This window comes from Bradyrhizobium sp. USDA 4011 (assembly GCF_054063415.1).
Map to the genome: position 1 here is coordinate 436,159 of NZ_JBSSGG010000001.1, position 19,030 is coordinate 455,188.

Consider the following 19,030-nt stretch of genomic DNA (forward strand, 5'->3'; position numbering starts at 1 on the left):
AACATGCCAGATCGCATCAGGCTCGACGGCCGGGTTGCCGTCGTCACCGGGGCTGCCGGCGTCATCGGAACCGCCACGCTCCAACTGCTTGCAGAGCGCGGGGCGCGGATTGTCGCGGTCGACCGCAAGGAAGCCGACCTCAGAGCCGCCATCAAGGACCTGCCCGCCTCGGCCGAGGCCTTCGCGATCACCGCCGACGTCACCGATGAGGACGAGGTCAAGGACTATGTCCGCGCCGCCGTGGACCGCTTCGGCACCATCGACGCCTTCTACAACAACGCCGGCATCGAGGGTGACATCAGGCCGATCCCGGAATATTCGCTGGAGAGCTTTCGCCGGGTGCTCGACGTCAATGTCGTCGGCGTCTTCCTCGGCATGAAATATGTGCTGCCGGTGATGCTGAAGCAGAACAAGGGCAGCATCATCAACACCGCCTCGATCGCCGGCCTGATGGGATCGCCGATGATTGCGGTCTATAGCGCCAGCAAGCATGCCGTGATCGGGCTGACCAAGAGCGCGGCCTGGGAATGCAGCGGCACCGGTGTGCGGGTCAATTGCGTCTGCCCCGGCATGATCGAGAGCCGGATGCTGAACACCATCCTGCAGGGCCGTTCCGGCGGCAACGCGCCGCCGCCGGTCGAGAAGATCGTCGACCGCATCCCGGCACGCCGGCTCGGCCTCGCGCGCGAGGTCGCATCGATCGTCGCCTTCCTCGCCTCTGACGAGGCGAGCTACGTCTCCGGCTCCGCCTACACCGTCGACGGCGGCCGCACCGCCGCTTGATACTTCAGTTCAGCATCACACGAAGGTTCGTTTGCCTATGCCCGTCGTTCTCGATCCCGATGCCGCCGCCGTCTACAAGGCCTTCCAGGAGGCCGGCCGGCCCGCGTATGAAACGCTGACCGCGGCGGAAGCGCGCGAATATTATCGGGCCGCCCGTATCGTCTCCAATCCCGAGCCGCCCACGCTTGAATCGAGCAAGACGCTTGCGATCCCGGCGCCGCACGGCGCGATCCCGGCCCGCATCTACACGCCGAAGACGCTACGCAAGACGGACGGGCTCGCGCCGTGCCTGGTGTTCTTCCATGGCGGCGGCTGGGTGATCGGCGATCTCGACACCCACGAGGTGGTTTGCCAGAAGCTTGCCCATGAGGGTGAGTTGATCGTGATCTCGGTCGATTACCGGCTCGCGCCCGAGCACCGCTTCCCTGCTGCGGTGGACGACGCCGTCACCGCGACCAAATGGGTCGCCGCCAATGCTGGGGATCTCGGCATCGATGCTTCGCGCCTGATCGTCGGCGGCGATAGCGCCGGCGGCAACCTCGCAGCCGTGGTTGCCCTCACCGCCCGCGACGGCGGACCGAGGCTCGCCGCCCAGCTGCTGGTCTATCCCGCGACCGATTTCTCGCGAAAGCATCCCTCGCATCGCGAGCCCGAGACCAGCATCCTGCTGACGCATTCGGTCATCGGCTGGTTCGGCAACCATTATCTCGGCGACGCCGACGACAGCGACTGGCGCGCCTCGCCCGCGCGCGCGAAAGACTTTGCCGGATTGCCGTCGGCCTATGTGCTGACCGCCGGCGCCGATCCGCTGCGCGACGAGGGCGACGAGTATGCGACATTCCTCAGGGATGCCGGCGTGCCCGTGACCTACCGGCATTTCCCCGGCCAGTTCCACGGCTTCTTCACCATGGGCAAGCTGCTCAATCAGGCCAACGTCGCGGTGACCGAAATCAGCGCCTGGCTGAAGGCACAGGGCTAGTGTCCTCCTCGATCGAAATCGCCAGGCACACGCTGCTCTCCTGCGGTCTGGTCCTGGCGATCGGTACAGCCGCGGCGCTCTTCGCCCAGAAGGTCAGGATTCCGGACGTCGCGGTATTCCTCATCGTCGGCATCCTGATCGGTCCGCATGCCCTTGGACTCGTCGATGTCGCAGCCGATTCCGCGCTGAACCAGATCATCCTGCTGTTCGGCGCAAGCTACATCCTGTTCGACGGCGGTGCGACGCTGCGGCTCGCCGTGCTGAAACAGGTCTGGATCACCATCGCGGTGATCGCGACGGCGGGCGTCGTGATCACTGCGACCATCACGGGACTGGCGGCCAAATTCATTCTCGGCGTTCCCGCGGTCGTGGCGTTCCTGCTCGCGGCAACGCTCGCCTCGACCGATCCGGCGACGCTCGTACCGATCTTCCGCCAGGTTCGCATCAGGGACCGTGTTGCGCAGACCGTGATGAGCGAGTCCGCGTTCAACGACGCCGTGGGGGCAATCATCACCTTCAGCCTTCTGGGGATGGCGACAGGCAGCGCGTTCTCGCTCTCCGCCACCTTGCTCGAGCTGGTGGCGCATTCCGCCATCGGTATCGTCGCCGGCATCACGCTGGGTTATCTCGCAGCATTGTTGATCGCTCACGAGAAGTGGGCATTCCTTGCTGAATACGCACCGGTGGTGACCGTCGTCGCCGTCATCAGCGCCTATTTCGCCGCCGAGGGCCTGCATGCATCCGGCTTCATGGCCGTGTTCGTGTTCGGCATCATGCTCGGCAACAAGGAACGTTTCGGGTTCCAGATGGAGCCGGGTGAAGCACAAAAGCTCGATGAGTTCGTGCTGACCACGGCCTTCATTCTGCGTTTGTTCATTTTCATTCTGCTGGGTGCTCAAGTCAATTTTGCCCTGATGCAGCAGTATTGGCTTGGTGGCATCGCAGTCACGCTGGTGTTGATGTTCCTTGCGCGCCCCGCGACCGTCTTCCTGTGCGCGCTGCCCGACCGTCGCGCGCGCTGGAGCTTCGCGGAACTGCTGTTCATGTGCTGGACCCGCGAAACCGGCGTCATCCCCGCCGCGCTCGCCGGCCTCATGCTCGGCAGAAAGGCGCCGGGCGCGGAGATGATCGCCTCCGTCACCTTCGTCGCGATCCTGACCACCATCCTGATCCAGGCCTCGACCACGCGCTGGCTTGCCGCGAAGCTCGGGCTGCTGGAAGCCGACCAGGGCTGACACTTATTCCGCGCCTATAACGCGCCTCCGCCGTTCGTCTCGCATTCCTATGCGATCGCGCTGATATTCGATCAGGTCATCAGCGCAGCTTTCGCGCGCATGGGAGATCCCTCCCGGATTGGTGCTGCCATGTCACAAGACAACGATCGGAACCCGTATTCTCTGCCGGCGTGCATCGCGATTCTGCTGTTCTTCGGTGCCGTAACCCAACTCGGCGCGCTCACGACCTGGCTCTGACCGCCAGCCTCGGGCAGGAGGTCGGAAGGCACCATGTTCCGGTTTTGGCTCGCGGCGATATGCCAAACGGTCGCAGGCCCCCCGAACAGGGTTGCCCTATGCCTGTCGCTGTGCAAAACGGGCGGTGGGTGTTAGCTGCATGCCGCAGTGACAGGTAAAGCGATGGTCGGGCCACCACGCGGACTGCGTGCGCCCGATGGATCACCGACTGCCCGCCCAGGACCTGCCGCGAGCCCAACGACTCGCCGAGCAGGCGTTCGCCACCCTCCAGCGCTTCCTGCACGTCGAAGCCGTCAGCGGCGGCGTGCTGCTGGCTGCGGCAGCCGCTGCAATGATCTGGGCCAATTCTGCTTTCGCCGACAGCTATCACGCGCTCTGGCACCAGCAGTTCTCGATCGGGTTTGGCGGCTTCGTCAGCTCCCGAACGCTGCACTTCTGGATCAACGAAGGGCTGATGACGATTTTCTTCCTCGTCGTCGGCATGGAGATTCGGCGCGAGATACATGAAGGCGCGCTGAGCAGGTTCGATCAGGCGATGCTGCCCGTGATCGCGGCAGCCGGCGGCGTCATCGCCCCGGCACTCGTCTACATTGGCCTGAATGCCGATCCCGTGCGCGGACAGGGCTGGGCCGTACCAACGGCAACGGACATCGCCTTTGCCGTGGGGGCGCTCGCTTTGCTGGGACGATCGATCCCGGTCAATTTGCGGGTGTTCCTGCTGGCGCTCGCCATCATCGACGACGTCATCGCGGTGTTGATCATCGCCTTCGTCTACTCCGGCGGACTGGAGCTGAGCGGGTTTGTCGTGGCGGCGCTCGGCATTGTGATGGTCGTCGGGCTTCAGCGGATCGGCGTCGGCTCCGCCCTCGCCTACGTTCCGCCGGGCGCGCTGGTCTGGACCGGGCTGCTGATGAGCGGAGCGCATCCGACCCTTGCCGGTGTCGTGCTCGGCCTGATGACCCCGGTGCGGCCGATGCCGCTGCGGGAGCCGCCCCTGCAAATGGTGTCGCGCGTGGTCGCGGAGTTGCGCGACGGCGATGCGGCCTGGAAGGATATCCATCGCCTCAGGTCACGGCGCCGTGCGCTCCACCTCGCGCATCGCGAGATGTTGCCACCCGTCGTGCGCGTACAGACGGCGCTGCATGGCTGGGTCGCCTTCGGCATCATGCCCTTATTCGCGTTGGCGAACGCCGGCATCAGCCTGACAGCTTCCGGCCTCGCTGCCGGGGCTCAATCGGTGACGCTGGGCGTGGGGCTTGCCCTTGCCTTGGGAAAACCGGTCGGTGTGGTCGGTGCCACCTGGCTCGCGGTCAAGTCGGGGCGCTGTCGGCTGGCACCCGGCATGACGTGGGGCGGGGTCTGCCTCATCGGCCTGTTGGCCGGAATCGGTTTCACCATGTCGATTTTTACCGCCATGCTCGCCTTCCCCGACGAGGCGCTGCTCAACGCGGCAAAACTGGGCGTGCTCGGGGGCTCGCTCGCCGCCGCCCTGCTTGGGCTCGGTTGGGGCGTAGCCTACGCGCGGCGTCAGCGCCAAGGGGCAACGGCGCACCCCTGACGCTTCGCGGAGGGCAAACGAACCCGATCCCCCGACGCCTCGCTACCCCACGCGCGATGCCCGGCGCAGCGATTGTGGCGTGGGATTCGTTGTGCTGCAGTGCACAATTGGCTTACTTAAAAATTGTGGAAAAGCGAGACAAATCCGTTGACATTGCTAAACTCTATTCGCCGTAACAACTTATGGAGCGTTCGCATGAGTGTTAGTGCAGAAGTCCTCGCCCGCGCCCCGATGGAAACGACCGAGGGCGAAATCGACACGGTGAGTTCGCATCGCCCGCGCGGCAACATTCGGCCGCTCTCGCCGATGCCGGACTACGTCGAGCACCGCAACGGCGTCAACGAGGTGGGCAAGCTATCGGCCGAGGCGGTCGTGCGCGAATACGAAGCGGCGGTGAAAGAGATCGAGGCTCTCGGAACGGAACTGCAATTGGCCGCCAAGAACTGCGAGGTCATGGTGGCGGGTGTCCACGACATGATCGCGGAAATCAAGGAGTTCGCCGCGGGCTACCGTGATCAGGGCAAGCGTTTTTTCCTGCAGATCGAAGCCGTCTCGTTGATGACCACGGAGGTCAGGAATACCTGCGAAGCACTCAAGAAGAAGATCGCGACCGATACATTGAGCAACTGATGTTTCGGCTCGGGCACGTTTCGCGCTCAGCCGCCCGTAGATTTTCAGCCCGTGTGTAAGGTGAATGGCCGAACTATTCCGGCGCGGCGGAACCGTTAGTTCTATTCAAGACCAGGTCGTTTGAGATCGAGTCGTTCAAACTCAAATCATTCAACATCCGGCCCCGCTTCGGCGGGGCCTTTGTGCTGCGGTAAACTCTGTGCGCGGCGTGTCCGCGAATGCGTCGGTGACCGGCTTAACGCACGTCAGGTGCGCGCTCGGCCATGTCCGTTGCCGGAGGCAAAGCTGAAATCGGGGACCAGCGGTCGCTAAAATCCTTAGCCGGTAGCGCGTCCGAGTCGGAGACGACAACGCCCTCGGTCCGGGGCGCGTGCGACCTCATCGTCGCGGCGGTTGCAGTGACAGCCAGCAGGGCGACGGCCACGAATCCGGTAATCGTTCTATGCTTCGTCATGTAGAACCTCCTCGGGTCCCCAACGCCCACCTCACATAGGTCACGGGAACCTTCGCGCCGGTTCATCAGTGCAAAGACCGCATGGATCGCGCGAGATCGGACAACGAGCTTGTCCCAAACTCAAATTGCCTCTGCCGGCAGCGCCGGTGAGTTTGGCGACGGTCGCTCATCGGCGGCTGTGTTCGCGTCGCCGTCGGAATGATCGCCTTTCCTTCCGACAACGCGCCGGAGTTTCCGCACGTCCACGACCTACCCCGCGCGCGATGCCCGGCGCAGCGATTGGGGCGGCTGGCCGAAGGCGCGGATGAAGGCGCGGCGCATCCGCTCCGGATCGCGGAAGCCGGTGATCTCGGCAACGCGTTCGATCGCCTCGCCCGACGACTGCACGCGCTGCCGCGCGACTTCGATCCTCAACCGTTCAACCGCTTTCGATGGCGTGGTGCCGGTCTCCGCGATGAAGGCGCGGGTGAAATGCCGCGAGCTCATCCCGGCCTTGTCCGCGAGATCCTCGACCGTCAGCGGCGCGTCGAGATGCTCGCGCGCCCAGGCAAGCAGCGGGCCGAACCGGCCGTTCGACGCCTTCAATTCCAGCAGCGAGGAAAATTGCGACTGCCCGCCGCTGCGCCGATGGTACAGCACGAGCTGCCGCGCGGTGTTCTGCGCGACCGCGTCGCCGTAGTCTTCGGTGATCATGGCGAGTGCGAGGTCGATACCGGCGGTGATGCCGGCCGAGCTCCAGATGTTGCCGTCGCGGACGAAGATCTGGTCTGGCTCGAGCTTGACCTTCGGATAGGTCTTCACGAAATGCGGCGTGCGCTGCCAATGCGTGGTGGCGCGGCGGCCGTCGAGCAGGCCGGCCTCGGCCAGCACATAGGCGCCCGAGCAGACGCTGGCGACGCGGATGGCGCGGCTCGCCATCCGCCGCACGAATGACAGCGTGATCGGACAGGTCGCCGGCGTGCGCACGCCGTTGCCGCCCGCGACGATCAGCGTCGTGATCGCCGCCGACGGCTTGAAGCCGCGCGCCAGCATCTCGACGCCGGACGACGAGCGCACTGGCCCGGCCTTCACCGCGATCGTCTTGATCGCCGGCGGGTTGTTGGCGAAGCGCGCGGCGATCTCGAACGCCGCGATCGGGCCGGCCGCGTCGAGCAGTTGGAAGTCGGGAAAGATCAGGATGCCGATCATCTGCCAAATCCTCGCAATGCCGAATGCCCGGAGATGGCGTCTACGTCCGAAAACGAGGGAATTACGCCATTTAAGACATCAGGCCACCATGGCATCGTGGTTTCGTCAAGCGCTATTTGGAGACCTCCGATGTCCGAACCCCTGCAGATTGGATTGCTCGTCTTCCCGAAGGTGACCCAGCTCGACCTGACCGGCCCGCTGCAGGTGTTTTCCTCGGTCCCCGGCGCCAAGGTGCATCTGATCTGGAAACGGATCGAACCCGTTCCGACCGACTCCGTCATGGTCCTGACGCCGACCACCACCTTTGCCGACTGCCCGCAGCTCGACGTGATCTGCGTGCCCGGCGGGTTCGGCACCGACGACATGGTCGGCGATGCGGAGATGCTCGCCTTCCTGCGCAAGCAGGCCGAGGGAGCGAAATACGTCACGTCGGTCTGCACGGGGTCGCTGGTGCTTGGCGCCGCCGGTCTGCTGAAGGGTTACCGCGCCACCACGCATTGGAGTGCGATCGATTTCCTGGCGGGCTTCGGAGCCATCCCGACCAAGACGCGCGTCTGCGTCGACCGCAACCGCTTCACCGGCGGCGGCGTCACCGCCGGCATCGATTTCGCGCTGACGCTGGTGTCCGAGCTCGTCGATCGCAAGACCGCGGAAGCGATCCAGCTGAGGCTCGAATACAATCCGGCCCCGCCGTTCAATGCCGGCTCGCCCGATACCGCACCGGCCGAGATCCTAGCCTTCATGAAGGAGCGGATGGGACCGGCACACGCGCGCCGGGGCGAATTGATGAGCCGCGCCGCGGCACGGCTGTCCTGACCCGATCGTGAGACAAAGAACGCGATCGTGAGACAAAGAAAAAGGCCGCCCGGTTTCCCGAGCGGCCCTTCCTGTCTCACGGCAGCCTCACATTTGCGGGCGATTTCAGGACGTCTGTGCCGGGGGCCTATCTCCCGGCCGCATCCAACTCGGAGGCCGCTGCTCATCGGGACAGTCGCGATCTGGAGCCCGATCCGACGCGATGGTCTCCCATCTCCGTAAGATGGCTTCATTGAGCCGCGAAGGCGTGCACAGCGCAAGTGGACAGCATCAGATGTGGCGCACCTGTCCCCGCTGTTACCGTTGTCCACAGGCGCGCGTGCGCTGCCACAGGCGCGCGTGCGCTGCACGCGCGGCGTTACGCACACGCTCGGCGGAAACTACAATGCGAGAAGCTCAGCTTCCGGGCGTCCAGGCGTGATAGTCGCCGGTCGCCTTGGGGCGGCGGCCGCTCGCCAGCGTCGAGCCGGACGGACGGTAAGCCTGCGCGGTGCCGGTCATGTTCGGCAGATGCGGCTTTTCCCATTCCCGCGGCGCGTACGTCTCCTCGGTCGGGGGCACATCAACCGTGTGGTGCAGCCAGCCGTGCCAGCTGGGCGGAATCCGGGACGCTTCGGCATAGCCGTTATAGATCACCCAGCGGCGCTCGAAATGCAGCGTCGGATCGATCTCGCCGCCCTTGGTCCGGTAGTAGCGATTGCCCTGCTCGTCCTCGCCGACCAGCTCGCCGTAGCGCGAGGTCCACAATTGCGTGCCAAAGGTCTGGCCGTTCCACCAGGTGAAGAATTTCAGCAGGAATTGTTTCATGCGCGGCCGGTCGGTTCGAGGCAGTCCGGCTCTGATGCCACCTGAATCTCCAAATGTCCAGCCGCCGCCAAGGTAGCCCGGCACTCCCGGAATGGGCCCGGGCGACGGGGCTTTGGCGACCAAATGCCGCGGTCACGGGGAGTTTTGTTCACCCGCCATACATGCGCCGCCGGTCAAGCAAAGATGACGGACAATCAATGTCGAGCGCCGGAACGTCCGACCGCAGAGATGGTTAGACATTGTCCGATTCAATGGAGTCCAAAATGATCAATATGAAGGTTCTGAGCACCGCCGCGGCGTTGGCGCTTGCGCTGCCGTTGGCTGTGGCGCCGACCGTCTCGTTCGCCCAGTCTGCCGCCCAGATGGGCGCGATGGGCGGTGGCGGTGGTGCGCGCGGCGGCGGCGGTGGCGGTGGCGGTGGCCATGTCGGCGGCGGTGGTGGCTTTGGCGGCGGCCGTGGTGTTGCCATGGGCGGTGGCGGCGGCTGGCATGGCGGTGGTGGCGGCGGCCACTGGGCTGGTGGCGGCGGTGGCGGCTGGCACGGCGGCGGTGGCGGCTGGCACGGCGGTTATCACCGTGGCGGCGGCTTCTGGCCGGGCGCGGTTGCCGGCGCAGTCGTCGGTGGAGCCCTCGCCTCGGGCGCGTATTACGGCGGTTATGGCCCCGGATACGGCTACTATGACGACAGCTACGGCTATTATGACGACAGTGCGCCTGTCGCCGTGGAGGTCGCGCCGGGCGGCGACGCGAGCTACTGCGCGCAGCGCTACAGGTCCTACGATCCGGCGTCGGGCACTTATCTCGGCTATGACGGCCTGCGGCACCCCTGCCCGTAATGGCGGCCTGAATTGCTAAATTGGCGAAGGGCGGCGGCAACGCCGCCCTTTTTCATGTCCGCAACGCCACCGCGACCGCTGCGAACGTCACCGCGAGCGCCGCGATGTCGCTCGTGCTGAGCGGCTCGCGCAGCATAGCCGCGGCCGCCAGCACGCCGACGACAGGCACCAGCAACGTGCCGATCGACGCGGTCGCCGCCGGCAGCCGCTCCAGCGCCGCGAACCAGCAGACATAGCAAAGGCAGAACTGGATCAGCGTCATGTAGACCATCGACGCCCAGCCGAACTGCGACAGCGCAGCGAGCTGCGGCTGCTCGATCAGGACGCCGGCGACCGCGATCGGCACGCAGCCGATCGCAAGCTGCCAGGCAGCGAGCGACAGCGGCGGCATCGCGAGCTTGAAGAACTTGGTCAGCACCGTGCCGAGCCCGACGCAGAGCGCGCCGGCGAGCGCGAACAGGATGCCCGGCAGCTTGCCGAGGCTCGCGTTGAGACCGCCACCGCCGATCAGCGCGGCGATGCCGGCAAGCGCCACGCCAAGCGCGAGCGCACGCGGCAACGACACACGCTCGCCGAGCATCGGCCAGGCCACCAGCGCGACCCACACCGGGATCGAGATCCCGAGCACGGCCGCCTCGCTGGCCCGCAACCAGATCAGCGCCAGGCCCATCGACGCGACCCAGCCGCCGATCGACAGCGTCGACACCAGCGCAAGCCGCGTCCACATGCCGTCAGGGACGCGCAGCGTCTCGCCCCGTGCGACCGCCACCAGCCCGAGTGCGATCGCGCCGACCACGCCGCAGAGCCCGCGCGACGACAGCGGCGGCCACTCCGTGAGCAGGAACTTCATGATCGGGAAGTTGAGACCCCAGCCGGTCGACGCGACCACCAGGAATGCGAGGCCGAGCGGTGACAGCGGGGCGCGGCCGGCGACTGGAACTGCGGTCATGGACCCGTCGTAATGTGGGCGGACAAATACAAGTGATGGTGTCAGGGCTAGCTGGAAATCTGCTTGTCAGCAAACAGCATATGCAGTCTATGATACAGACTTTCCATCCAGGTTCCGCCTTAATCGGCAGACGGGCCAAGCGAGTCGACGGCACGCGAGGCCGCAGGAAGAGGATGCATCGTGCCGAGCGTTCTCGTGGTCGATGACGACCCGATGGTGTGCGTCGCCATCGAGGTGTGTTTGCAGCGCCAGGGCTTCGACGTCACCGTCGCGGATGGCGGTGAAGCGGGCATGCGCGCGCTGAACAAGGCGTCGTTCGACGTCATGCTGGTCGACGTCTTCATGCCGCATATGCGCGGTTTCGAGGCGATCCGCGTCTTCCACGAGCGCGCGCCCCATATTCCCGTGATCGCGATGTCCGGCTATGCCTTCGCCAATGCCGACCGTGCGCCGGATTTCCTGCGGATGACGATCGAACTCGGCGCGTCAGCCTGCCTGCGCAAGCCGTTTACCCCGCAGGCGCTGATTGCCGCCGTTAACGAATGTCTTGCGAAGTCCGCTCCTTCGGCTCGTCTTTCCAAATAATTGCTCGTACTACTTGTCGATGGCTTCCCAGCGTCTCATCCTCGGCAGCGGCCTTGCGATCCTCCTCGCCATCAGCGCGGCATCGATCGGGCTGGACGTCAAGTCGCGCAGCGAGATTGATTCGGTCGATCACGCACTCGCCATCCTCAAGCGCATTTCGGATGCGCGCTCGCTGCCGCGCGGCGTCGAGAGCGCGGCGCGCGGGTTCGCGCTGACGGGCGATGCCTCCTTCGCCGACGAGTTTCGCGAGCAGAGCACCACCCTCACCGCCGCCTTCGACGATTTGATGGCTGCGTTGCAGTCGGCCCCGGACGAGGCGCAACTGATCGCGGGGACCAAGGCACAGGTCGAGCGCGCCATTGCGCTCGGTGCCGAGCTGATCAGGTTGCGCACGGCCGGCGACACGGCCGGCGCCGCAGCGCTGATCTCCGCGGGCGAGAGCCGCGCGCTGATGGGCCAGGTCGGTGCGGCGCTCGACCGCCTGGTCACCGAGGAGCGCCGCCTGCTCGGGATTCGCACCGACCAGTCGAAGACCAATGGCCGGCTGTTGCTGGCGGTCGACCTTGCCGGCGTGGTGATGATCCTGCTGCTCGCGGTCGCGCTGACGATGGCGGCCCGGCGCGCCAGCCGCGAACTGCAGGGCGCGCTCAGCGCGACCAAGGCGACCAACCTGTCGCTCGAGGGCAAGGTGGCCGAACGCACCAAGGATCTCGGCACCGCGCTCGAAGAGCTCCGCCGTTCCACCGCGGTGATGGAAACCACGTTCCACAGCATGGCGGAGGCGGTGCTTGTCATCGACACCAGCGGCACCGTGCTGCTCTCGAACCCGGCCGCCGAGAAGATGCTGCGCTACAAGCCGGGCATGACGGTCCGCCAGCTGCGCGACCTCAGCAACGTCTTCGAGGCCGACGGCGTCACGCCGATGCGGGCCGACGACATGCCGTCGGCCAGGGCGCTGCGCGGCGAGGAATTCGACGGGCTGGAATTCGTCGCCAAGCCGGTCCGAGGCGCCCCTCCGATTCACCTCGTGGTGTCGGGCCGGCCGTTGCGCGACGACGACAGCACCATCACCGGCGCGGCGCTGATTTATCACGACATCACCGCGTCGCGCGAAACCGAGCACAAGCTGCAGCAGGCGCAGAAGCTCGACGCCATCGGCAAGTTGACCGGCGGCGTCGCGCACGACTTCAACAACATGCTGACGGTCATCACCGGCACCACCGAAACGCTGGTCGACAGCCTGCGCAGCCAGCCGAAGCTTGTGCAAACCGCCGAGCTGATCGACCGCGCCGCCGAACGGTGCCGCGAGCTGATCCAGCATCTGCTCGCCTTCGCCCGCCGCCAGCCGCTGGAGCCGCGCACCGTCGACATCAACGGCACCGTGGTCGATATCGCCAAGCTGCTGCGGCCGACGCTGGGCGAGCAGATCGAGATCGATCAGGTGCTCGCGCCCGATGTCGCCAGCGTCCATATCGACCCGTCGCAGCTTGCCAATTCGCTGCTCAACATGGCGATCAATGCCCGCGACGCGATGCCGAACGGCGGCAAGCTGTTGTTCGAGACCCGCAACATCGTGCTCGACGACGCCTATGCGGCCGTCAATCCCGACATCACGCCGGGCCGTTACGTGCTGCTCGCGGTCAGCGACACCGGCACCGGCATGTCGCATGCGGTGCAGGACAAGGTGTTCGAGCCGTTCTTCACCACCAAGGAGGTCGGCAAGGGCTCCGGCCTCGGCATGAGCATGGTGTACGGCTTCGTCAAGCAGTCCGGCGGCCATATCAAGATCTACAGCGAGGAAGGCCACGGCACCACGATCAAGCTCTATCTGCCCCCTGCCCGCGGCCAGGTCGAGGTGGAGGCGCCTGCGCCGGAGCCGCCGCGGCGCGGCAGCGAAGTCATCCTGGTCGTGGAAGACGACCAGCTGGTGCGCAACTACGTGGTCACGCAGCTTGGCGCCCTCGGCTACAAGACCATTGCCGTGCCCGACGCGCGCGCCGCGCTGGCGCTGGTCGACAAGGGCGAGAAGTTCGACCTCTTGTTCACCGACGTCATCATGCCCGGCGGCATGAACGGCCGGCAGCTCGCCGACGAGGTCGCCAAGCGCCGCCCCGGCATCAAGGTGCTCTACACCTCCGGCTATACCGAGAACGCGATCGTGCATCACGGCCGCCTCGATCAAGGCGTGCTGCTGCTGGCAAAGCCCTATCGCAAGGCGCAGCTCGCCAGCATGCTGCAGCAGGCGCTCGGCGAGTGACGTGTTTCCCTCTTCACCTCTCCCCGCCTGCGGGGAGAGGTCGGATCGCCGTTGCGATCCGGGTGAGGGGGTACAGGTCTCACGACACTCACCACTCGCGGATGGAGCCCTCACCCCGACCCTCTCCCCGTGAAGAACGGGGAGAGGGAGACACCAAGAGCGCGCCGCCACTACCTCGTCGCCAGCGCGACGCCGGCCAGCGTGAACAGCAGTGCTGTGATCTGGGTCGGCCCGAGCGGCTCGTGCAGCGCGACGGCGGAGGCAATCACGCCGATGACAGGCACCGCCATGGTGCCGATCGCCGCCACCGAGGCCGGCAGCCGGGCGAGCGCGGCGAACCACGCGACATAGGCGACGCAGAACTGGATCAGCGTCGAATAGGCCAGCAGCCACCAGCCGACCGTCGTGACGCGATCGAGATGCGTGGTCTCGATCAGGAGGCCGATGATCGCGATCGGCACGCAGCCGAGCCCGATCTGCCAGGCCGCGGCCGGGATCGGCGGCATCACCAGCGGATATTTCTTCGCCAGCACCGTGCCGAGCGCAAAGCCGAACGCGCCGCCGAGCGCCATGATGATCCCCGGCAGCTTGTCCTTGCTCGCGGAAATCCCGTTGCCGCCCATGATCGCGGCAAGCCCCGCGAATGCCATCACCAGCGCGATGGTCCGCAGCCACGTCGGCCGCTCGCCGAGCACCGGCCAGGCCAGCAGCGAGGCCCAGACCGGCATGGTGTAGGCGATCAATGCGGTCTCGCTCGCCGGCAGCCACAACAGCGCGAGCCCCATCAGCACCATCCAGCCGGAGACGTTGAGCGCCGCATAGAGCACGAGACGCGGCCACAGCCTTGCCTCGACATGCAGGCTCTGGGCGCGGAGCAGCGCCAGCACCGCCAGCAGCACGGCGCCGATCACGCCGGTGATGCCGCGCAGGGTCAGCGGCGGCAGCTCGCCGAGCAGGAACTTGGTGGATGGCCAGTTGAACCCCCAGCCCACCGAGGTGATGGCGAGGAACATCAGGCCGGCGGGCGCAAGGCGCGGCCGCGCTTGAGGCTTCTGGTCTGTCATGGAACCCGGCAAGGGTGTGAAGAGGATGTGAGTCGGCCGCAGCTTGCCCGCGATTTTGTCGCCCGACCATCACGCCTCTGACATGCCTGATCCTTACTTTGCCCGTAGGGCTACGTGAGTCCCCAAAATTCAATCCGCCAGCGCGAATAAAAACTTCGCCTGTGAACAGCGGGGCGAAACTCCAATCCACAGGCGGAGCGAATTTTTTTGGCTTGGGAATCCCTGAGGACTCACCGATAGTTGGCTCGATCACAGGCGCGGCACTGACCCCTGTTATCCCCCTCCTTCCACCATATTTAGTGTTTGATTCAGAAACTCGTACTAGTCCTTGACGGGCGCAACGGACATGGCCTAGCTTTCAACCTGTTCGGCGCGAGTGTGTTTGGGTCCCCGCCGGTCGCTCCCACAAGGGTTCCAAAATGACCACTCCGCCAGGCCTTCGGGCCGCGGGTGAAGGGCTTGGCTGCCCTGATTTTGGGCCGAGTCCTTTGGGCCAGGTTCGGGACGACAGAACGGGTCGAGAAGGACCCGGAAACAGAGGCCGTAACCGGCCCTTGAAGAGCGTACGCGTGACGTGTCGCGTGAGCGTTTGGGGCGTTGAATGCATGACCCGAGGACCCGAAACATCGGTGTCCGCGCCGGGATCGTGCCGCCGCCAGGGCCGGGTCAAACCGGCGCCGAGCGGATGAGAGAAACAGGCCGGATCCACCGGCTGAGCTGCGGATGACGGGAGGCGTGCTGACGCGCTTTCCTGGAGTCCGCGAACAGATAACATTCCGGCACCTGCGAAAAACGTGGGGCCGGGCAGAAGAAGAGACGGGGCTCGACCATGCGAATCGAACGACGCAACACCACCAGCGGACAATCCCCCTATGCCGGGATCAATTTCCGCCTGACCACATCTGAGATCCGCAACCCGGACGGCTCGGTCGTGTTCCGTGCCGAGAACGTCGAGGTTCCGGAGTTCTGGTCGCAGGTCGCCTCCGACGTGCTGGCGCAGAAGTATTTCCGTAAAGCCGGCGTCGCCGCGCGCCTGAAGAAGGTCGAGGAAGAGACCGTGCCGTCCTGGCTGTGGCGTTCGGTGCCGGACACCGAGGCGCTGGCCACCCTGCCCGAGAACGAGCGCATCGTCGGCGAGACCAGCGCAAAACAGGTGTTCGATCGCCTCGCCGGCTGCTGGACCTATTGGGGCTGGAAGGGCGGCTACTTCTCCACTGAGGAAGACGCCCTCGCCTTCTTCGACGAGCTCCGCTTCCAGCTCGCCAAGCAGATGGTCGCGCCGAACTCGCCGCAGTGGTTCAACACCGGCCTGCACTGGGCTTATGGCGTCGATGGCCCCGGCCAAGGGCATTACTACGTCGACTGGAAGACCGGCAAGCTGACAAAATCGAAGTCGGCCTATGAGCATCCGCAGCCGCATGCCTGCTTCATCCAGGGCGTCGGCGACGACCTCGTCAACGAGGGCGGCATCATGGACCTCTGGGTGCGCGAGGCGCGCCTGTTCAAGTATGGCTCCGGCACCGGCTCCAACTTCTCGAGCCTGCGCGGCGAAGGCGAAAAGCTGTCCGGCGGCGGCCGCTCGTCCGGCCTGATGAGCTTCCTCAAGATCGGCGACCGTGCCGCGGGCGCGATCAAGTCGGGCGGCACCACCCGCCGCGCCGCCAAGATGGTCGTGGTCGATGCCGATCACCCCGACATCGAGACCTATATCGACTGGAAGGTGAAGGAGGAGCAGAAGGTCGCCGCCCTCGTCACCGGCTCCAAGATCAACCAGAAGCATCTCAAGGCCGTGATGAAGGCCTGCGTGAACTGCGAAGGCAGTGGCGACGACTGCTTCGATCCCGAGAAGAACCCGGCGCTGCGCCGCGAGATCAAGCTCGCGCGCCGCAACCTCGTGCCCGACAACTACATCAAGCGCGTCATCCAGTTCGCCAAGCAGGGCTACAAGGACATCCAGTTCGACATCTACGACACCGACTGGGATTCGGAAGCCTACCTCACCGTCTCCGGCCAGAACTCCAACAACTCGGTATCGCTGAAGGATGACTTCCTGCGCGCGGTCGAGACCGACGGCGACTGGAACCTGATCGGCCGCACCACCAGGAAGATCACGAAGACGCTGAAGGCGCGCGACCTCTGGGAGAAGATCGGTTACGCCGCCTGGGCCTCCGCCGATCCCGGCCTGCACTTCAACACCACGATGAACGACTGGCACACCTGCAAGGCGTCCGGCGACATCCGCGCCTCCAATCCGTGCTCGGAATACATGTTCCTGGACGACACGGCGTGCAACCTCGCCTCCGCCAATTTGCTGACGTTCTACAGCACGACCACCAAGCGGTTCGACATCGAGTCCTACGAGCATCTCTGCCGGCTCTGGACCATCGTGCTCGAAATCTCCGTCATGATGGCCCAGTTCCCGTCGAAGGCGATCGCCGAGCTCTCCTACGAGTTCCGCACCCTCGGCCTCGGCTTCGCCAATATCGGCGGCCTCCTGATGACCATGGGCCTGCCCTACGACAGCAACGAAGGCCGTTCGCTCTGCGGCGCGCTGTCTGCGGTCATGACCGGCATCTCCTACAAGACCTCGGCCGAGATGGCGGCCGAGCTCGGCACCTTCCCGGGCTACAAGAAGAACGCCGCCCACATGCTGCGCGTGATCCGCAACCACCGCCGCGCCGCGCACGGCGAAAGCCGCGGCTATGAGGCGCTCGCCGTCAATCCGGTGGCGCTCGACCACGACTCCTGCCCGCAGGCCGACATCGTCGCGCATGCCAAGCTGGCGTGGGACGATGCGCTGGCGCTCGGCGAGGTCAACGGCTATCGCAACGCGCAAGTGACGGTGGTGGCGCCGACTGGCACCATCGGCCTGGTGATGGATTGCGACACCACCGGCATCGAGCCTGATTTCGCGCTGGTGAAGTTCAAGAAGCTCGCCGGCGGCGGCTACTTCAAGATCATCAACCAGGCGGTGCCGGCGGCCTTGCGCGCGCTCGGCTATCGCGAGAGCGAGATCGCCGAGATCGAGGCCTACGCCGTCGGCCACGGCTCGCTGTCCAATGCGCCTGGCATCAATGCCTCCACCCTCAAGGCAAAGGGCTTCACCGATGAAGCCATTGCCAAGGTGGAAAAGGCGCTGCCGACCGCGTTCGACATCAAGTTCGCCTTCAACAAGTGGACCTTCGGCGAGGACTTCATCCGCGACACGCTCGGCATCGGCGCGGAAGCGATTGCCGCGCCGGGCTTCGATCTGCTCGCGGCCGTTGGCTTCACCAAGCGCGAGATCGAGGCCGCCAACGTCCACATCTGCGGCGCGATGACGGTCGAAGGTGCCCCGCACCTCAAGGCCGAGCACTACCCGGTGTTCGACTGTGCCAATCCCTGCGGCAAAATTGGAAAACGCTACCTCTCGGTCGAGAGCCACATCCGGATGATGGCGGCGTCGCAACCGTTCATCTCCGGCGCGATCTCCAAGACCATCAACATGCCCAACGACGCCACGGTGGAGGACTGCAAGTCCGCCTACCTCTTGTCGTGGAAGCTGGCGCTGAAGGCCAACGCGCTGTACCGCGACGGCTCGAAACTGTCGCAGCCGCTCAACTCGCAGCTCATCGCCGACGATGAGGACGAGGACGATGCGGTGGAAGCGCTCTACGAGAAGCCGATGGCGGCGCGCGCCGCCCAGGTCTCGGAGAAGATCGTCGAGAAGCTGGTCGAGCGCATCATCGTGATGCGCGAGCGCGAGAAGATGCCGGATCGCCGCAAGGGCTACACCCAGAAGGCTGTTGTCGGCGGCCACAAGGTCTACCTGCGCACCGGCGAATATGACGACGGCCGGCTCGGCGAGATCTTCATCGACATGCACAAGGAAGGCGCGGCGCTGCGCTCCTTCATCAACAATTTTGCGATCGCAGTGTCCCTGGGTCTGCAATACGGCGTGCCGCTGGAAGAATATGTCGACGCCTTCACCTTCACCCGCTTCGAGCCCGCGGGTCCGGTGCAGGGCAACGACTCGATCAAGTACGCGACCTCGATCCTCGACTATGTCTTCCGCGAGCTCGCGGTGAGCTATATGAGCCGCTTCGACCTCGCCCATGTCGATCCGAACGAGTCCGGCTTCGACGCGCTCGGCAAGGGCGTCGAGGAAGGCAAGGAGCCGGATGAGGCCCCCGCCCAGCACCAGGCGACGAAGTACGTCTCGAAGGGCCTGACTCGTTCGCGCACCGACAACCTCGTCGTCATGCGCGGCGGCTCGGCCGCGGTGAGCGCGAGCGCCGACAACGCCCCCGCCGGCGGCAGCCGCGTCACGTCGCTGGCCTCGCACGGCGCCAGCGCCCGCGGCGCCTCCGACACCATCGAAGGCGCGGTCGCCCTGAAACAGGAGGTCAGCCACGACCTCTCGCCGACCGAGAAGCTCGAGGCCCTGAACTGGAGCAAGCCCGGCACCGCCGCAGCCGCCGCCCCGTCCAAGGCCGAGCGTCGCGCCGAAGCGAAAGCCAAGGGCTACGAAGGCGAGATGTGCTCGGAGTGCGGCAACTTCACGCTGGTGCGGAATGGCACCTGCATGAAGTGCGATACTTGCGGCAGCACGACGGGGTGTTCGTGAAGTGATCGAGTACCGACGACGGACGACACAAAGGCCGCTCGAAAGA

General features: G+C 65.5%; 14 protein-coding genes. 10 read left to right on the plus strand and 4 right to left on the minus strand.

Annotation, left to right across the window (positions count from 1 at the left end; translation table 11 throughout):
- Positions 1-3: 3 nt before the first annotated feature.
- From ACVW1C_RS02195 to ACVW1C_RS02215, 5 genes are all read left to right on the plus strand, one after another.
- Positions 4-783 (plus strand): SDR family NAD(P)-dependent oxidoreductase, encoded by a 780-nt coding sequence (locus ACVW1C_RS02195; protein WP_456756979.1) that lies wholly within the window; start codon positions 4-6, stop codon positions 781-783.
- Between the two features lie 37 nt (positions 784-820).
- Complete coding sequence (locus tag ACVW1C_RS02200) at positions 821-1,762, plus strand: alpha/beta hydrolase (RefSeq protein ID WP_456756980.1); 942 nt, start codon at positions 821-823, stop codon at positions 1,760-1,762.
- Entirely contained in the window at positions 1,762-2,997 is a 1,236-nt protein-coding gene (locus ACVW1C_RS02205; protein ID WP_456756981.1) for a cation:proton antiporter, read from the plus strand. Before ACVW1C_RS02200 ends, ACVW1C_RS02205 begins: the two co-directional genes overlap by 1 nt.
- Positions 2,998-3,430: 433 nt before the next feature.
- The gene (gene nhaA, locus ACVW1C_RS02210) at positions 3,431-4,792 is read left to right on the plus strand and encodes a Na+/H+ antiporter NhaA (protein WP_456756982.1); all 1,362 of its coding nucleotides are present in this window, start codon (positions 3,431-3,433) and stop codon (positions 4,790-4,792) included.
- Positions 4,793-4,987: 195 nt separating this feature from the next.
- Positions 4,988-5,422, plus strand: a complete 435-nt coding sequence (locus ACVW1C_RS02215) for a hypothetical protein (RefSeq protein ID WP_456756983.1) — start codon at positions 4,988-4,990, stop codon at positions 5,420-5,422.
- Positions 5,423-6,125: 703 nt separating this feature from the next.
- On the opposite strand, the gene ACVW1C_RS02220 is transcribed toward ACVW1C_RS02215, so the two are convergent.
- Complete coding sequence (locus tag ACVW1C_RS02220) at positions 6,126-7,064, minus strand: GlxA family transcriptional regulator (RefSeq protein WP_456756984.1); 939 nt, start codon at positions 7,062-7,064, stop codon at positions 6,126-6,128.
- A 129-nt stretch (positions 7,065-7,193) separates the two neighbouring features.
- Here ACVW1C_RS02220 and ACVW1C_RS02225 point away from each other — a divergent pair, with 129 nt between their 5' ends.
- Positions 7,194-7,880 (plus strand): DJ-1/PfpI family protein, encoded by a 687-nt coding sequence (locus tag ACVW1C_RS02225; protein WP_456756985.1) that lies wholly within the window; start codon positions 7,194-7,196, stop codon positions 7,878-7,880.
- 396 nt (positions 7,881-8,276) lie between these two features.
- Here the strand turns inward: ACVW1C_RS02225 and ACVW1C_RS02230 are convergent, their stop codons facing one another.
- Positions 8,277-8,687 carry an NADH:ubiquinone oxidoreductase subunit NDUFA12 gene (locus ACVW1C_RS02230; RefSeq protein ID WP_456756986.1) on the minus strand — a complete coding sequence of 137 codons (411 nt, stop codon included), beginning with the start codon at positions 8,685-8,687 and terminating at the stop codon, positions 8,277-8,279.
- Positions 8,688-8,950: 263 nt separating this feature from the next.
- On the opposite strand from ACVW1C_RS02230, the gene ACVW1C_RS02235 reads away from it, so the two are divergent.
- Positions 8,951-9,523, plus strand: coding sequence for a BA14K family protein (locus ACVW1C_RS02235; RefSeq protein ID WP_456756987.1), 573 nt, complete (start codon positions 8,951-8,953; stop codon positions 9,521-9,523).
- A gap of 52 nt (positions 9,524-9,575) precedes the next feature.
- Here the strand turns inward: ACVW1C_RS02235 and ACVW1C_RS02240 are convergent, their stop codons facing one another.
- The gene (locus ACVW1C_RS02240; RefSeq protein WP_456756988.1) at positions 9,576-10,472 is read right to left on the minus strand and encodes a DMT family transporter; all 897 of its coding nucleotides are present in this window, start codon (positions 10,470-10,472) and stop codon (positions 9,576-9,578) included.
- 180 nt (positions 10,473-10,652) lie between these two features.
- On the opposite strand from ACVW1C_RS02240, the gene ACVW1C_RS02245 reads away from it, so the two are divergent.
- Entirely contained in the window at positions 10,653-11,057 is a 405-nt protein-coding gene (locus ACVW1C_RS02245; RefSeq protein ID WP_456756989.1) for a response regulator, read from the plus strand.
- 19 nt (positions 11,058-11,076) lie between these two features.
- Entirely contained in the window at positions 11,077-13,314 is a 2,238-nt protein-coding gene (locus ACVW1C_RS02250) for a CHASE3 domain-containing protein (RefSeq protein WP_456756990.1), read from the plus strand.
- A gap of 170 nt (positions 13,315-13,484) precedes the next feature.
- Here ACVW1C_RS02250 and ACVW1C_RS02255 read toward each other — a convergent pair whose 3' ends face one another.
- The gene (locus ACVW1C_RS02255) at positions 13,485-14,378 is read right to left on the minus strand and encodes a DMT family transporter (RefSeq protein WP_456756991.1); all 894 of its coding nucleotides are present in this window, start codon (positions 14,376-14,378) and stop codon (positions 13,485-13,487) included.
- A gap of 829 nt (positions 14,379-15,207) precedes the next feature.
- Here ACVW1C_RS02255 and ACVW1C_RS02260 point away from each other — a divergent pair.
- Positions 15,208-18,984: a vitamin B12-dependent ribonucleotide reductase gene (locus tag ACVW1C_RS02260; protein ID WP_456756992.1), complete on the plus strand. Its 3,777-nt coding sequence runs from the start codon at positions 15,208-15,210 to the stop codon at positions 18,982-18,984.
- Positions 18,985-19,030: the final 46 nt, after the last annotated feature.

Excerpts from the sequence above, each read along its gene's own strand:
- ACVW1C_RS02195 (WP_456756979.1), top strand. The coding sequence starts at position 4 with ATGCCAGATCGCATCAGGCTCGACGGCCGGGTTGCCGTCGTCACCGGG.
- ACVW1C_RS02200 (WP_456756980.1), top strand. The coding sequence starts at position 821 with ATGCCCGTCGTTCTCGATCCCGATGCCGCCGCCGTCTACAAGGCCTTC.
- nhaA (WP_456756982.1), top strand. The coding sequence starts at position 3,431 with ATGGATCACCGACTGCCCGCCCAGGACCTGCCGCGAGCCCAACGACTC.
- ACVW1C_RS02215 (WP_456756983.1), top strand. The coding sequence starts at position 4,988 with ATGAGTGTTAGTGCAGAAGTCCTCGCCCGCGCCCCGATGGAAACGACC.
- ACVW1C_RS02220 (WP_456756984.1), bottom strand. The coding sequence starts at position 7,064 with ATGATCGGCATCCTGATCTTTCCCGACTTCCAACTGCTCGACGCGGCC.
- ACVW1C_RS02225 (WP_456756985.1), top strand. The coding sequence starts at position 7,194 with ATGTCCGAACCCCTGCAGATTGGATTGCTCGTCTTCCCGAAGGTGACC.
- ACVW1C_RS02230 (WP_456756986.1), bottom strand. The coding sequence starts at position 8,687 with ATGAAACAATTCCTGCTGAAATTCTTCACCTGGTGGAACGGCCAGACC.
- ACVW1C_RS02235 (WP_456756987.1), top strand. The coding sequence starts at position 8,951 with ATGATCAATATGAAGGTTCTGAGCACCGCCGCGGCGTTGGCGCTTGCG.
- ACVW1C_RS02240 (WP_456756988.1), bottom strand. The coding sequence starts at position 10,472 with ATGACCGCAGTTCCAGTCGCCGGCCGCGCCCCGCTGTCACCGCTCGGC.
- ACVW1C_RS02250 (WP_456756990.1), top strand. The coding sequence starts at position 11,077 with ATGGCTTCCCAGCGTCTCATCCTCGGCAGCGGCCTTGCGATCCTCCTC.
- ACVW1C_RS02255 (WP_456756991.1), bottom strand. The coding sequence starts at position 14,378 with ATGACAGACCAGAAGCCTCAAGCGCGGCCGCGCCTTGCGCCCGCCGGC.
- ACVW1C_RS02260 (WP_456756992.1), top strand. The coding sequence starts at position 15,208 with ATGCGAATCGAACGACGCAACACCACCAGCGGACAATCCCCCTATGCC.